Annotated in this window: 13 protein-coding genes; 9 read left to right on the top strand and 4 right to left on the bottom strand. The window is 72.3% G+C overall.

Features of this window, described 5'->3' with window-relative positions:
• The first annotated feature begins 75 nt into the window (after window positions 1-75).
• The 3 genes from cmk (at window position 76) to der (ending at window position 3,085) form a co-directional block, all read left to right on the top strand.
• Window positions 76-810 (top strand): (d)CMP kinase, encoded by a 735-nt coding sequence (gene cmk / locus AB8Z75_RS21465; protein WP_369204405.1) that lies wholly within the window; start codon window positions 76-78, stop codon window positions 808-810.
• A gap of 110 nt (window positions 811-920) precedes the next feature.
• Window positions 921-1,508 carry a lysophospholipid acyltransferase family protein gene (locus AB8Z75_RS21460; protein ID WP_369204413.1) on the top strand — a complete coding sequence of 196 codons (588 nt, stop codon included), beginning with the start codon at window positions 921-923 and terminating at the stop codon, window positions 1,506-1,508.
• 98 nt (window positions 1,509-1,606) lie between these two features.
• Window positions 1,607-3,085 carry a ribosome biogenesis GTPase Der gene (gene der, locus AB8Z75_RS21455; protein WP_369204403.1) on the top strand — a complete coding sequence of 493 codons (1,479 nt, stop codon included), beginning with the start codon at window positions 1,607-1,609 and terminating at the stop codon, window positions 3,083-3,085.
• Window positions 3,086-3,124: 39 nt separating this feature from the next.
• On the opposite strand, the gene AB8Z75_RS21450 is transcribed toward der, so the two are convergent.
• The gene (locus tag AB8Z75_RS21450; RefSeq protein ID WP_369204411.1) at window positions 3,125-3,385 is read right to left on the bottom strand and encodes a hypothetical protein; all 261 of its coding nucleotides are present in this window, start codon (window positions 3,383-3,385) and stop codon (window positions 3,125-3,127) included.
• A gap of 202 nt (window positions 3,386-3,587) precedes the next feature.
• Entirely contained in the window at window positions 3,588-4,424 is an 837-nt protein-coding gene (locus AB8Z75_RS21445) for a hypothetical protein (protein ID WP_369204409.1), read from the bottom strand.
• Between the two features lie 455 nt (window positions 4,425-4,879).
• Here AB8Z75_RS21445 and AB8Z75_RS21440 point away from each other — a divergent pair, with 455 nt between their 5' ends.
• The 5 genes from AB8Z75_RS21440 (at window position 4,880) to AB8Z75_RS21420 (ending at window position 9,758) form a co-directional block, all read left to right on the top strand.
• On the top strand, window positions 4,880-5,509 hold the full coding sequence (locus tag AB8Z75_RS21440; protein ID WP_369204402.1) for a transglycosylase family protein: 630 nt from the start codon (window positions 4,880-4,882) through the stop codon (window positions 5,507-5,509).
• 395 nt (window positions 5,510-5,904) lie between these two features.
• Window positions 5,905-7,158 carry a glycosyltransferase family 4 protein gene (locus AB8Z75_RS21435; protein WP_369204407.1) on the top strand — a complete coding sequence of 418 codons (1,254 nt, stop codon included), beginning with the start codon at window positions 5,905-5,907 and terminating at the stop codon, window positions 7,156-7,158.
• On the top strand, window positions 7,155-8,129 hold the full coding sequence (locus AB8Z75_RS21430) for a hypothetical protein (RefSeq protein ID WP_369204401.1): 975 nt from the start codon (window positions 7,155-7,157) through the stop codon (window positions 8,127-8,129). Before AB8Z75_RS21435 ends, AB8Z75_RS21430 begins: the two co-directional genes overlap by 4 nt.
• Before the next feature lie 145 nt (window positions 8,130-8,274).
• Entirely contained in the window at window positions 8,275-9,255 is a 981-nt protein-coding gene (locus AB8Z75_RS21425; RefSeq protein WP_369204399.1) for a helix-turn-helix transcriptional regulator, read from the top strand.
• A 287-nt stretch (window positions 9,256-9,542) separates the two neighbouring features.
• Window positions 9,543-9,758, top strand: a complete 216-nt coding sequence (locus AB8Z75_RS21420) for an I78 family peptidase inhibitor (protein WP_369204397.1) — start codon at window positions 9,543-9,545, stop codon at window positions 9,756-9,758.
• 27 nt (window positions 9,759-9,785) lie between these two features.
• On the opposite strand, the gene AB8Z75_RS21415 is transcribed toward AB8Z75_RS21420, so the two are convergent.
• Window positions 9,786-10,688 (bottom strand): phosphatase PAP2 family protein, encoded by a 903-nt coding sequence (locus tag AB8Z75_RS21415; RefSeq protein ID WP_369204395.1) that lies wholly within the window; start codon window positions 10,686-10,688, stop codon window positions 9,786-9,788.
• A gap of 296 nt (window positions 10,689-10,984) precedes the next feature.
• Entirely contained in the window at window positions 10,985-12,151 is a 1,167-nt protein-coding gene (locus AB8Z75_RS21410) for a glycosyltransferase family 39 protein (protein WP_369204393.1), read from the bottom strand.
• Between the two features lie 332 nt (window positions 12,152-12,483).
• Between AB8Z75_RS21410 and AB8Z75_RS21405 the strand changes: the two genes are divergently transcribed.
• The coding region (locus AB8Z75_RS21405) for an MFS transporter (RefSeq protein WP_369204392.1) at window positions 12,484-14,135 on the top strand (1,652 nt) is incomplete at its 3' end.

The raw sequence follows: 14,135 nt of genomic DNA, 5'->3' as shown, positions 1-14,135 counted from the left end.
CGCCCGCCCCACGCGCCGCGCGCGCCGAGAGCCCGTAGACCCGCGAGAGTAGTCCCACGAAAGGTGCCCACCACCGTGTCCGCGACCCCCGCAGCAGTGATTGTCGCCATCGACGGCCCCTCCGGCACGGGCAAGTCGAGCACCTCCAAGGCCGTCGCGGCCCAGCTGGGGCTGAGCTACCTGGACACCGGCGCGCAGTACCGGGCGATCACGTGGTGGATGCTCAGCAACGGTGTGGACGTCTCGGACCAGGACGCGATCGCAGCCGCCGCGGACAAGCCGAGCATCGTCTCGGGCACCGACCCTCGGCAGCCGGCCATCTCGGCCGACGGGCTCGACGCCTCGGGTCCGATCCGGACGCAGGAGGTGACGGCCGCGGTCAGCGCGGTCAGCGCCGTGCCCGAGGTCCGCACCCGGATCACCGAGCTCCAGCGGACGATCGCCGCCGAGGCGGGCGGCGGCATCGTCGTCGAGGGCCGGGACATCGGCACCACGGTGCTGCCCGGCGCCGACCTGAAGGTCTTCCTCACCGCCTCGCCCGAGGCCAGGGCGGCTCGCCGCAGCGGCGAGCTGAAGACCACCGAGGGCAAGCCGGTGACGGATCTGGCCGCCACCCAGCAGGCGCTGACCGCCCGTGACAAGGCGGACTCCAGCCGCAAGGCCTCTCCGCTGAAGAAGGCGGACGACGCCGTCGAGGTGGACACCACCGAGTTGACCTTGGAGCAGGTCATCGAGTGCGTGGTCACCCTGGTGGAGAAGGCCGCGGCGCGTAAGGCGGAGGCGGAACCGGTGGAGGAGGCGGCGCGGTGACGCCGACGGACTCCGCTCCGGGCGTCCCCGGCGAGCAGGGCGTCCCGGGCGAGCAGGGCGTCCCCGGCGAGCGGGGCGCCGCCGTCGGGCGCCGGATCGGGCTGGGGCTGATGTACTCGCTGTGGCGGCCCCGGGTGCTGGGCGCGTGGCGGGTGCCGCCGGGCGGCCCGGTGATCATGGCGGTCAACCACGCGCACAACGTCGATGGTCCGATGCTGATGGGGACGGCGCCGCGCCCCGTGCACTTCCTGATCAAGAAGGAAGCGTTCGTCGGCCCGCTCGACGCGTTCCTGCGCGGTATCGGCCAGCTGAAGGTGGACCGCACGTCCGCCGACCGCAACGCCGTCACCAGCGCGCTGGGGGTGCTGAAACGCGGTGGGGTGCTGGGGATCTTCCCCGAGGGCACCCGCGGCGAGGGGGACTTCGCCTCGCTGCGCTCCGGGCTCGCCTACTTCGCGCTGCGCTCCGGTGCGCAGGTCGTCCCGGTCGTGGTGCTCGGCAGTGCCGACCGTCCTGGGCGGCTGATACGGGCGCTGCCGCCGCTGCGCAGCCGGGTGGACGTGGTCTTCGGTGATCCTTTCACCGTGGGCGACGGCTCGGGGCGCCGGACGCGCAAGGCGCTGGATCAGGCCACCGTTCAGCTCCAGGAGCGGTTGACCGCACATCTGAAAGACGCCAGGCGGCTCACCGGCCGCTGACCTGTACCGACGAGTCGGCCGCCGCGACCGGCCGCCGCCGCCGGTGAGCCCGGCCCCGGTCCCTGGACGGGATCGCTGAACGACGAGGACGAGACGTCATGAACGACCAGATGCAGCCCGCCGACGACGGCACCGAGCACGGGCACGGTGAGCTGGGTGACGCCGAGTTCGCCGAGTTCCTCGAGCTGGCCGCCGAGGAGGGCTTCGACCAGGAGGAGGTCGAGGGCGCGCTCGGTGAGGCCGGGCACGGGCCGCTGCCGGTGCTGGCCGTCGTCGGCCGCCCCAACGTCGGGAAGTCGACGTTGGTGAACCGGATCATCGGCCGCCGCGAGGCCGTCGTGGAGGACCGTCCCGGTGTCACGCGGGACCGGGTGACCTACGAGGCCGAGTGGGCGGGCCGCCGCTTCAAGGTCGTCGACACCGGCGGCTGGGAGCAGGACGTCCTGGGCATCGACGCCTCCGTCGCCGCGCAGGCCGAGTTCGCGGTGGAGGCCGCGGACGCGGTGGTGTTCGTGGTGGACGCCGTGGTGGGCGCCACCGACACCGACGAGGCGGTCGTCAAGCTGCTGCGCCGCGCGGGCAAGCCGGTGGTGCTGTGTGCCAACAAGGTCGACGGGCCCTCGGGCGAGGCGGACGCCGCCTACCTGTGGTCGCTGGGCCTGGGCGAGCCGCACCCCGTCTCGGCGCTGCACGGGCGCGGCACGGGCGACATGCTCGACGAGGTACTCAAGGCGCTGCCCGAGGCGCCCCGCGAGACGTTCGGCGGGGTGGCGCTGGGCGGGCCGCGCCGGGTCGCTCTCATCGGCCGCCCGAACGTCGGCAAGTCGTCCCTGCTGAACAAGGTGGCCGGCGAGGAGCGCGTCGTCGTCGACGCGTTGGCGGGCACCACCCGCGACCCGGTGGACGAGCTGATCGAGCTCGGCGGCAAGACCTGGAAGCTGGTGGACACCGCCGGGATCAGGCGGCGGGTCCATCTGACCGAGGGCGCCGACTACTACGCTTCGCTGCGCACCGCGGCGGCGCTGGAGAAGGCCGAGGTCGCGGTCGTCCTGATCGATGTCAGCGAATCGATCAGCGTGCAGGACCTGCGCATCATCACCATGGCCGTCGAGTCGGGCCGTGCCGTCGTGCTGGCCTACAACAAGTGGGACACGCTGGACGAGGAGCGCCGCTTCTATCTGGAGCGGGAGATCGAACGGGACCTGGTGCAGGTGCAGTGGGCGCCGCGCGTCAACGTCTCGGCGCGCACCGGGCGGCACATGGAGAAGCTGGTGCCCGCGATCGAGACGGCGCTGGCCGGCTGGGAGACGCGGGTGCCGACCGGAAAGCTGAACGCGTTCCTCGGCGAGATCGTGGCCTCGCACCCGCACCCGGTGCGGGGCGGCAAGCAGCCCCGCATCCTCTTCGGCACCCAGGCGGGCACCAAGCCGCCGCGCTTCGTGCTGTTCGCCTCCGGTTTCCTGGAGGCGGGCTACCGCCGTTTCGTGGAGCGGCGGCTGCGCGAGGAGTTCGGGTTCGAGGGGACGCCGCTGCAGATCTCGGTCCGGGTGCGGGAGAAGCGCGGTCGCAGGAAGTGACCACCGCCGCCCCTCGGGGTGGGGCCCCGCCCGGTCACCTCAGTGGTGGTGACCGTGGCGGGGCGCCGGGGGCAGTGCGGGCAGGTGCCAGGCGGGCGTGTGCCACGAGGCGGTCGGCCGCTCCTCGTCACGCCAGGATCCCGTGCCCGTGCCGTGCACCGTGCCGAACCCCACGAACCGCAGTTCCTCCTCGCCCGTGCGGTCGCCTGGCAGCGCGCGGAAGAGTCTGCGGTACTCCGCGTACAGCGAGTCGTAGATGGGTGTCGACCCTTCCGGTGACGTGCTGTGCGGCGACCGCATCCTGGGGACGACGAAGGTCCCCGAAGGGGCGGGCACCCGGCTGCTGCCGTGGTGGGCGGGGTGGGCTCGGAGAGGCTCGTATTGCTGCACGTCTGCCCAACGACCGTGCGGCGTGCCGGATGCGGGCCCGTGCGGCGAATGACCTGATCGCAGGGGCCGCCACCCGCCGCTCACGCCGTGGCTCCCGGTGCGCCGCAGCGGTTCATGTGCCCGCCAGCGGCATCGTTCCTGCGACCAGGAGGCCGCCGGCAGCCGCCTTCTCCAACGCCTCCCGGAGCAGGTCCTCGCGGGGCTGCTGGCCGATGGAGCCGGCGGGCGCCGCGTAGACCAGCACGGTGTGGCTCTTGGCTGCCGCCGTGCGCCAGCCGTCGGTCACGGCGAGCGGCTGGTGGGCCTGCCACCATGCGACCGGCTGGGCTCCGGGGGAGGCGGGGGGCTGCAGGATGGCGTGCAGCTGGCCCATGGCCAGCAGCACCGACCATCCGGCGACCGGTGAGGGCTGCCGGGCCACGTCGTCGACCGGCAGGAAGCCGTGCTCGATCAGCAGTGGCAGGAAGTCGTCGCCCGGGCCGTCGGAGCCGGGGCGGGCGATGGGCCCCGTCGGCTCGACCACGATGGCCGGATGCAGCGTGTCGTCGAGGAGCACCTGCCCGCACGTCACGCCGAGCACGGCCTGCCTGGCGGCCGGTTGGGGGCCGGGGCCGGCCTGCGGCGCGGCGGGGGCCGCCGCCGCTGCCTGGCCTGGGTCGTGGCCCGGCCCGGTGCCGGGTTCGCCGGCGGTCAGCGTGCGGACGGCACCCTGGAGCTGGTCCTCGGAGACGGTGACCACCTGGGAGGGGATGCACGCGGCGTGCGCGAAGGCGAGGACGGCCGTCTCCTCACCGACGAACAGCACGGTGCTGGTGCGCTCGTGGCGGGGGTTGCCACGGGTGCGGCACGAGGTGCAGTCGTACTCTCCCGGGGTGTTCTCTCCGGCGAGCAGCCTGTCGGCTTCTGCTTCGCCGATCTCGGCGCGTACGGCGTCGCTGACATCGAGCATGGGGGACACGGGGACTCCTGGCTTTCGGTTCGGCGTTCGCCTGGACAACGGGCGGCCTGTGGTAACAGTCACGCGCGGGCGCGTGACGCCCCTCCGTGTCCGCCGGTATCCGGTCACGTACGCGGGGCACGGGCTCACGCACCGTCAACGGACCGGCAGGGGACGGGAGTTCGACTCGTGAAGTGACTCACAGCGAGCGCACCCCCCTGTCAACTACTGCCCGGATTGCGGGCCTTTGGGGGTGTCCGAAAATCGTTGTTATACCGAGTAACCAGCATCTGACCTGGTCAGATGAGGATCTGGTTTCAATTCGGGCGAGGTGCCCCATACATTTCACGACGGTGCAACGCGCACCACCCGGGACAGGCGGAACGAGAGCGGGCGTCAGGTGCGCCCCGCCACTCGTCCGCTCGGGGGGAACGAGGGGGACCCCGGGTTCGTGGAGAGGGTTTGATTTGTTCAAGCGTCGTACAGCAGCGGTGCTCACGGGTGCCGGTATCGCCGCCCCGCTCGCCCTGCTCGCCGCGATGGCTCCGACGGCCTCGGCGGCGTCGAACGACGGAGTGTGGGACCGCATCGCCCAGTGCGAGAGCGGTGGGAACTGGCAGACCAACACCGGCAACGGGTACTACGGCGGTCTTCAGTTCTCGAACAGCACATGGCAGGCCTACGGTGGCGGCTCCTACGCCTCCACCGCCGACAAGGCCAGCAGGTCGCAGCAGATCGCCGTGGCCACCAAGGTGCAGCAGGCGCAGGGCTGGGGAGCCTGGCCCAACTGCTCCGCGAAGGCGGGGGCCTCCGGTACGCCACCGCAGTCGGCCCCGGTACCGGACCAGAGCCGGAATCAGAACCAGAGCCAGAATCCGAGCCAGAGCGGGCAGCAGTCGCAGGACCGCCCCGCCACGCACCCCGACCGCAGTGCGGTGCGCGGCGGTTCCGGTGACTACACCGTGAAGTCCGGCGACACCCTCGGCTCCATCGCGGCAGCGCACGGGAAGGGCTGGAAGGACCTCTACACCGCCAACAAGGACGTCATCGGCTCCGATCCCGACTTCATCGTCGTCGGCCAGCAGCTCGACGTCTGAGACGCCGAGCCGCTCATCGGCTGACCCCTCACCGAGGGAACAGCGGCCCCGCCGGGTCATGCGTGCCCGGCGGGGCCGTGCTCGTGTCCGGCCGCGGCCTGAGCTCATGTCCGTGCCGGGCCCGTGCCGTGTCCGTGCTCGTATCCGTATGCGTATGCGTATCCGTATCCGTATCCGTATCCGTATCCGTATCCGTGCCGGGCCTTCGGGTCGCAGAGGAACGATCGGAGGAGGGGCGAAGTTCCCCGCACAAGGTCACAGAAGTGAAACCGTTCAGAACTCTTCTGAAACAACTTGATCAGAGCACCCAACCCTCCCAGGTACTTAACGGTCTAGCTTGGTGACAGTGCGGACAGAGGGGGACTGACCGCAAGGACGCGATGGACTCGGGTAAAATGCACATCTCCTTTTTGCTCCACAACGGGTACGCCATCGGGGGAACCGTCCGTACCACCTACAACCTGGCCCGCTGCCTCGCCGAACAACACGACGTGGAGGTCGTCTCGGTCTTCCGCACCCGCGACCGGCCGGTCTTCGACCCCGGGCCAGGGGTGAGGCTCCGCCACCTCGTCGACACCCGTGGTATGCGCACGCCCGCCGACCTGGGGGCCGAACACGCGCGGCCCGCCCGGGTCTTTCCGCAGGCCGACGGCAAGTACCCGATGTACAGCGGCCTGACCGACCGCCTCATCGGAGAACACCTGGCCGGCACCGACGCCGATGTCGTCATCGGCACCAGGCCCGGGCTCAACACCCACCTCGCCCGCCAGACCAGGCGCGGCCCGGTGCGTCTCGGCCAGGAACACCTCACCCTCGCGACCCACTCCCGCAACCTGAAGCTCGTGCTGCGCAGCGTCTACCCCCGGCTCGACGCGCTGACCACCGTCACCGAGGCCGACGCCGCCGACTACCGCCGCAAACTGCGCCTGCCCGGCGTCCGGATAGAGGCCGTCCCCAACAGCGTGCCGGCGCCGGGGGTCACCCCGGCCGACGGCAGCAGCAAGTGGGTCGTCGCCGCGGGGCGGCTCGCTCCCGCCAAGCGGTACGACCTGCTGATCAGGGCGTTCGCCAAGGTCGTGGCCGAGCGCCCCGACTGGCGTCTGCGCATCTACGGCGGTGGGCGCGAGAGACCCGGGCTGCGTTCCCTGATAGACGCACTCGGCCTCTACAACCACGTCTTCCTCATGGGCGCCATCCACCCCATCGAACCCGAGTGGGCCAAGGGGTCGATCGCCGCCGTCACCTCCAGTCTGGAGTCGTTCGGTATGACCATCGTCGAGGCCATGCGCTGCGGCCTCCCCGTCGTCGCCACGGACTGCCCGCACGGCCCCGCCGAGATCATCCGGCCCGGCGTGGACGGACGGCTCGTCCCGATGGGAGACGAGAACGCCGTCGCCTCAGCGCTGCTCGGGCTCATCAACGACGACGAACTGCGCCGCCGCATGGGCCAGGCCGCACTCGCCGACTCCGCGCGCTTCGACCCCGCCCGGATCGGAGCTCGCTACGAGTCGCTGATGCGGGACCTCGCCGGCAAGGGCAGCCGCGGGCTGCACCGCACCCGCGCCTCACTGCTGGGCGGGGCCTACGCCGTCAAGGACGCACTCAGGGGAACGGCGTACGCGACGGTCCAGACAGGACGCACGGCATGAGCGGCACCACCACCGAGACACCGACGAACGCGGCGAGCACCACGACCCTCGACGCCCCGCCCCCGGCACCCCTCCCCGCCGCCGGGGAGCAGCACCACCCGAACGCTGGAGAACCCGTGCCCGCACAGCCCGCCGAGCGCGGCCCGACAGCCGACTGCACCGCCGACAGCGCAGGCGGCCTCACCTTCGACGTACGGCTCCCGGCGGGTGTCTCGACCGGCGCGGACGCCGGGCTGCTGCTGCGCCGCCGCCCGGGCCCCTCAGGCGAGACCGAGGAGGTCAGGCTGCCGCTGGCGCCCGTGCAGGAGGCGACCGACGGCACGCTGCGTGCGGCGCTGCCCAGCACGGTCAGGCTCGGCGAGGGCCGCTGGAACGTCTTCCTCCTCCTGCCGGGGCGGCAGCCGCGCCGACTGGCACCGGGCATCAACGATCTGCGCTCCCTGGTGGACCGGGTCCCCCACGAGAGCCGTACCTGGCTGGGCGTCCGCATCCCGTACGCCACCAAGCACGGGAACCTCAGCGTCCGTTCCTGGATGCGCTGGCCGCACGCCGAGGCCGGGACGCTGTGCGTGCACGACGGCGGACTGGAACTGGCCGGGCGGCTCTACGGCGCCGAGGTGAAGCCGGCCGCCCGCCTGGAGGCCCGGCCCCGACGGGGGGAGGGCTCTCCGGTGCTGGTGGAGGTGGCCTCTTCGGCCGCCGATCCCCGGGAATTCACCGTCACGCTGCCGTACCCGGCGCTGGCAGGGCACCGGCTGTGGGATCTGTGGCTGCGTCCCGACGAGGGCGCTGAGGCGGTGCGCGTCGCCCGGATCCTCGACGACGTCGCCGACAAGAAGCGGATCTTCACCTACCCGGCACAGGCCGTGGAGGTCGCGGACGCGGCCGGTGCGAAGCCGGAGCTCACCGCGAAGCCCTACTACACGCTCAACAACGACCTGGCCGTGAGGGTCGACCGCACCGACCCCTGACCAACCGTGTCGCAGCAGGACCCCGCACAACCGCACCCGCCCCGCGCGACCAGGGCAGCCCGTTCCACCGCTCCGGCCCGGCAGGCGGAGGCGATCGAGCCGCTCGCGGACACCACCTGTCCGCGAGCGGTGCGAGACTGCGCCCATGCTGGAGACCTCCGCGCGACTGCTACGGCTGCTCTCACTGCTGCAGACCCACCGGGACTGGTCGGGGCCCGACCTCGCCGAGGAGTTGGGCGTCACCGCCCGCACCGTGCGTCGGGACGTCGACCGGCTGCGCGAGCTGGGCTACCCCGTCCACTCCACCAGCGGCACGGCAGGCGGCTACCAACTGGGCGCCGGCGCCCAGCTGCCGCCGCTGCTGCTGGAGGACGAGGAGGCCGTCGCCGTCGCGGTGGGGCTGCGCGGGGCGGCGGGCGGCGGCATCGAGGGCATCACCGACGCGTCGGCCCGCGCTCTCGCCAAGCTCGAACAGGTGCTCCCGCACCGGCTGCGCCGCAGAGTGGGTGCGCTCAGCGAGTTCACCGTGTCCGTGGCCGGTCCGCACTACGGCCCCGCGGTCGACTCCGCGGTGCTGACCGAACTCGCGCACGCCTGCCGCGACCACGAACGGCTGCGGTTCCGCTACGAGACGCACGACGGCACCCCCTCGCAGCGAACCGTCGAGCCGCACCGGCTGGTGACCACGCACCGGCGCTGGTACCTGGTCGGCTGGGACGTGGACCGGTCCGACTGGCGCACCTTCCGCGTCGACCGGATCACGCTGACTCCGCCGCACGGACCGCGGTTCGCCCCCCGGACGCCCCCGGCCGAGGACCTGGCGGTGTGGGTGTCCGAGGGCGTGTCAACCCGCGTGTATCCCGCCCGGGTCACGGTGCTGGTGCGCGCCCCCATGGAGCGGGCGGCCGAGCGGATATCGCTGACGTCCGGGACGCTGGAGCCGGTCGACGAGGAGACGTGTCTGCTGCGCACCGGCGGACCCACGCTGGAGATGGTCGCCGTGCACGTGTTGATGCTCGGCTTCGACTTCGAGGTGCGCGAGCCGGAGGAGTTGAGAGCGTACGTCGGCGCGTTGCGCGACCGGTTGTCCCGCTCTCTGGAAGGCCGGGCGACACCGCGCATATAGCAGGACCGGCACACTTCGGCATCTCTTCCGACTGTCTTAAGGAGACCTTCGCCTCCCGTTCCGGAATTCATGAGAATGGATCCGTCGCCGCTATTTCCGCACGCCCGGACGGAATGCGGAAGCCGTCGAATTGAGGCCGCGCAGAAGGCACGTACGAGTGACACCGGTAACCACTGGCCGTGCACAGCGTGTTGTGACACAAGCGTGACGACGCCGGGATGCGGCCCGTACTCGCCGATGCGACCCGTGCTTGCCGGGTGTGCGTACCCTGCGCATACGGTGGCCCCATGGCACCCGAATCCGTGCACCCCCAGCGCCCCGACGACGACCCGGAGACCTACGTGGGCCAGGCCGCCCAGGAGGCGGAGCGCCGCGCCCGCGAACGCGGCTGGACCAGCGTGCGGCAACTGGAACCGGACGCGATCATCACCATGGAGTACGTCGTCGGGCGGCTCAACCTGGCGGTCAAGGACGGCCAGGTGGTGCGCTGCTGGCAGGGCTGACCAGCGGCGAAGCGGCCCGTTCCGGGCTCAGTAGCGCGACGCCGGAGCGCGTGTCTCGTCGGCCGCGCGGGGCATCGCGGCGCTGCGGTTGCCCGAGCCGGAGTCCTGCGCGGGCACCCGGGGGCCGACCAGTTTCCCTCGGGTGGAGACCGGCTGCCCCGTGGCGGAGGAGGCGGGCGCGGGTGCCAGCCGTGAACCTGCCGTGGTGAACCGTTCACGCAGCGCGAAGAGGAAGGCCTCCACCCGTACGATCGCCGGCTCGCACCAGGGCAGCCCCAGCAGGATCAGCAGCCCGGCGGCCCAGCCCAGCAACACGTCGCTCACCCAGTGCGTACCGAGGTAGACGGTGGTGGCGCCCACGCCGAGGGCGAAGACGGCCCCGACGACGGACAGCCATCGTCTCGCGAGCGGCGTGGTGGCCAGGTAGGCGAGGATGCCCCAGGTCACGACGGCGTTGGCGGTGTGGCCCGAAGGAAATATATCGCCGCCCTTGAGCAGCTCCGCCGAGCCGATCTCCGTCGCGTAGTGCGGCCCCAGCCGCCCCAGGCCGATCTTGACGGCGCCGACCGAGACGTTGAGCAGCAGGAGGGCGAAGGCCAGCGCCAGCAGTGGCCGCAGTGTGCGCTGCCGCCAGGAGCGCCAGCCCAGCCAGGCGGCCACCAGCACCGCCGTCGGTCCGCGCTGCCCCAGCACCACGAAGGCGTCCAGGAAGCCGTGGATGGCGGGCCACTGCTTGTACGGGCGGAAGAGCATGACCTGCCAGTCGAGCTGGACGAGCCACGTCGTGCCCAGGACGGCGACCACGATCGCCAGGTAGAAGGCGACCGTGACGCTGAACAGACCCAGCCGGACGCGGCTCATCCGCGGGAACGGGCCGCAGGGGCGGTGAGGCTCCTGCTCCAGCCGGGAGAAGATTCGGTCGGTACGCACCTAATCGAGATTACCGCGCGTGAAGAGTGCGTTCGGCGAGGGCGGGCTCTTCGTGATGCCGATGTGATGTGCAAAAGCGCCCCGTGCGGGCTTAGGTTCTGTTTATCTCGGTCGATTCCCGGGCCGATTGATTGTGGTGAGGCGGCCGTGAAGCGACGTGAGTCACAGGCCGGTTGACGGCAATTCCCGCCATTCCCCGGACGCTGTACGGCTTTCCACGGCTGCCGGGGTGGGGAGGGGCGGGCGCCTGCCGTGGTGCGCTCGGCACCGCCGCGATCCGGGCGGCGTGCTCGGGGTCAGGGCGGTCCGGAGCCGTTCAGCCACCAGGCGCCGTAGACGGACGAGGCCGCCGCGAGCGCGCCGAGGGCGAGCGCCGCGCGGGCGGGCCGGCAGCGGGACAGCGCAGCCGCCCAGGGCAGCAGCAAGGGGAACGCGGGCAGCAGCAGCCGCGGCTTGGAGCCGAAGTAGCCCTTGGCGCACAGGGCGAGCACCACCACGATCCCCGCGTACACCAGCAGGGCGCCAGGCTGCCGCTGCCGCACGCACAGCACGCACAGCCACAGGACCAGGGCGACGCCCGCCAGCAGCCCCAGGCCGCCGAAGAACGTGCCTCGCAGGTTGTCCCAGACGAAGCAGGCGAACGCCCAGCCGCCGTCGAACCCGTTGCCCCACTGGCCCTGGACGTCCAGATACCCGGTGACACTTCCGGTCCGGACGCCCACCCACGCGACGAACCCGAACCACCCCGCCGGGGCGAGCAGCAGCCCCAGCGCCATGCGCGCCCCGGGCCCCTGCCGCCGGCGCCACAGCTCGCGCAGCGCAGCGCACCACACCGCCGCCACCACCGCGGCGCCCACAGGGCGGGTCAGCCCCGACAGCGCCGCCAGCGTCCCGGCCCACACCCAGCGACCGGTCAGCGCCGCCCACAGTGCCCAGGCCGCGAGCGCGGTGAACAGTGACTCGCTGTAGGCCATCGACTGCACCACGCCGACCGGTACCGCTCCCCACAGCACGGCCAGGCAGACCCCGGCACGGGGCCCGTGCAGCCGCTCGCCGATCAGGTAGAGCGCCCACGCCGTGGCCAGCGAGGCGACCGCGCTCACCAGCAGGCCCGCGTCGGGGGCCGAGAGCGGCGAGAGCTGTGCGAGGCCGCGCTCGAGGGCCGGAAGCAGCGGAAAGAACGCCAGGTCGGAGTGGATACCGCCCTCGGGCAGGTGCACCTGGTAGCCGTACCAGCCCTCGGCGACCCGGGTGTACCAGAGCGAGTCCCAGCGGGCCGCCAGCAGCGTGTGCGGGCTGGTGCCCCGCGCCGCGCTCCAGACCGCCAGCACGACCAGCCCCAGCGCGCGCACCCCCGCGTACGCCAGCACGGCGGTGGCGACCCGGCGACACCCCTTCGCACGAACGCTCGGGGGAACGTCCGTACGGTTTCGGAGGTGGCCGGCCTCGGCGAGTTCAGTCATCCGGACGATTATTGGTCACCGCTCGCGCGCCCCGAGCGCCGGGAGCGAACCCCCCGGAGGACTGGGCGGACCGGGCAGAACGCGAAAACCACTGGAAACCGGCCGTCATGCGGGCCCGTCACCCGGGCAGATGCACTGACGCCGCTACACCCGTTGAATGGGGGAGCGGTGGACGCCCGCTGCGACTCGCGTACGCTAACCGGCACTCGCCCCTCCACACCGGGCCGACGCCGACGCCGAACGGGCCACGCGGGCAGCACGCCGCCCCAGGCAACCGTCCCACCCCCCAGGCGGCCGGCCCGCGGGTGCGAGAGCAACAGGAGGTGCTGTACATGTCCGGGACGACCACGGCCATATCGCGGCAGGCGGCGGACGTCCCCAATGGCGGAGCGGGCAGGCGCCGGACCGGCGGACAGGCCAACCGATGGGTCGTGCTCGTCGTCCTGTGCGCGAGCCTGCTCCTGGTGGCCGTCGACGCCACCGTGCTGCACGTCGCCGTCCCCGCCGTCTCCGAGGACCTGCGCCCCGGCTCCATCGAACTGCTGTGGATCGTCGACGCCTACCCCCTGGTCTGCGCGTCACTGCTGATCCTCTTCGGCACGCTCGGTGACAAGATCGGCACCCGCAGAGTGCTGCTGTTCGGCTACACCCTCTTCGCCGTCGCCTCGGCCCTCGCCGCCTACGCGCACACCGCGGGCGTCCTGATCGGCGCCCGAGCCCTGCTCGGCGTCGGCGGCGCCATGATCATGCCCGCCACCCTCTCGATCCTCCGCCAGGTCTTCCCCGACCGCCGCGAGCGCGCCCTGGCCGTCGGCATCTGGAGCGCCGTCGCGGCCGTCGGCGCGGCCGTCGGCCCCCTGGTCGGCGGCGCGCTGCTGGAGCACTTCTGGTGGGGCTCGGTCTTCCTGATCAACCTTCCCCTGATGGCGGTCAGCCTGCCGCTGGGACGCTGGCTGCTGCCCGAGTCCGCCACCGGCAGCGAGGGACCGTGGGACGTCCTGGGCGCCCTGATGGCCGCCGCGGGACTCTTCGGCGTGATACTCGGCGTCAAACAGGCCGGTGGCGGCGAACTGCTCTCCCCCCTGTGCTGGCTCCCCCTCGCCGTCGGAGCCGCGCTGATCACCCTGTTCGTCCGCCGCCAGCGCCGGCGCACCCAGCCGCTCATCGACTTCGGCACCCTCACCCGCGCCGCCTTCGGTACCTCCGTCGGCTGCATCGTGCTGACCGTGCTGGCGCTCGTCGGCCTCGCCCTGATAGCCGCCCAGTACCTCCAGCTCGTCCTCGGCCTCTCCCCGCTGGAGACCGGCCTGCGGCTGCTGCCGCTGTCCGTCGCCGCCATCGCCGCCGGACTGCTCGGCTCACGGCTGCTGGCACTGCTCGGCCCGCGCACGATGGTCGCGCTCGGCTTCGTGGCCACCGCCGTCGCCGTGCTCTGCCTCGTCGGCGTGGGCCAGGAGGACCGTCCTGGACTCCTCGTCGGCGGCTTCGTGCTGCTCGGCTTCGGGCTGGAGACGACGCTCTTCGGCTGCTACGAGTCGATGCTCAGCGAGGCCCCCGCCGAACAGTCGGGCGGCGCGGCGGCCGTCGGCGAGACCGCCTACCAGCTCGGCGCCGGTATCGGCATCGCCCTCCTCGGAAGCGTCATGAACGCCGCCTACGGGCCGGGCGTCCGGGACGCGGCCGACCGCTTCGGCGTCCCCGGCAGCGACGGCACCGACGCCAGCCACTCCCTGGGCGAGGCGTACGGGGTCGCCGACCGTCTCGGCGGCAGTACCGGCGAGGCGCTCAAGGAGGCGGCACGCGCCTCGTTCGTGACGGGCCTGCACGTGACGCTGCTGGTCAGCGCGGCGCTGCTGCTCCTCGGGGCGTTGGCGGCGCTGCGGTTGCCGCGCCATATGGAGGGGGCGGGGGCCGGGCAGGACGGGCTGCCCGGCGTCGGGCAAGACGGTACGTCCGACGTCGGGGAGGACGGTGTGTCCGGTGG

The organism is Streptomyces sp. PU-14G (genome assembly GCF_041028275.1).
Classification (GTDB): domain Bacteria; phylum Actinomycetota; class Actinomycetes; order Streptomycetales; family Streptomycetaceae; genus Streptomyces.
Note: the sequence above shows the minus strand (reverse complement) of the source record. Positions and strands in the feature narration are given on the sequence as shown.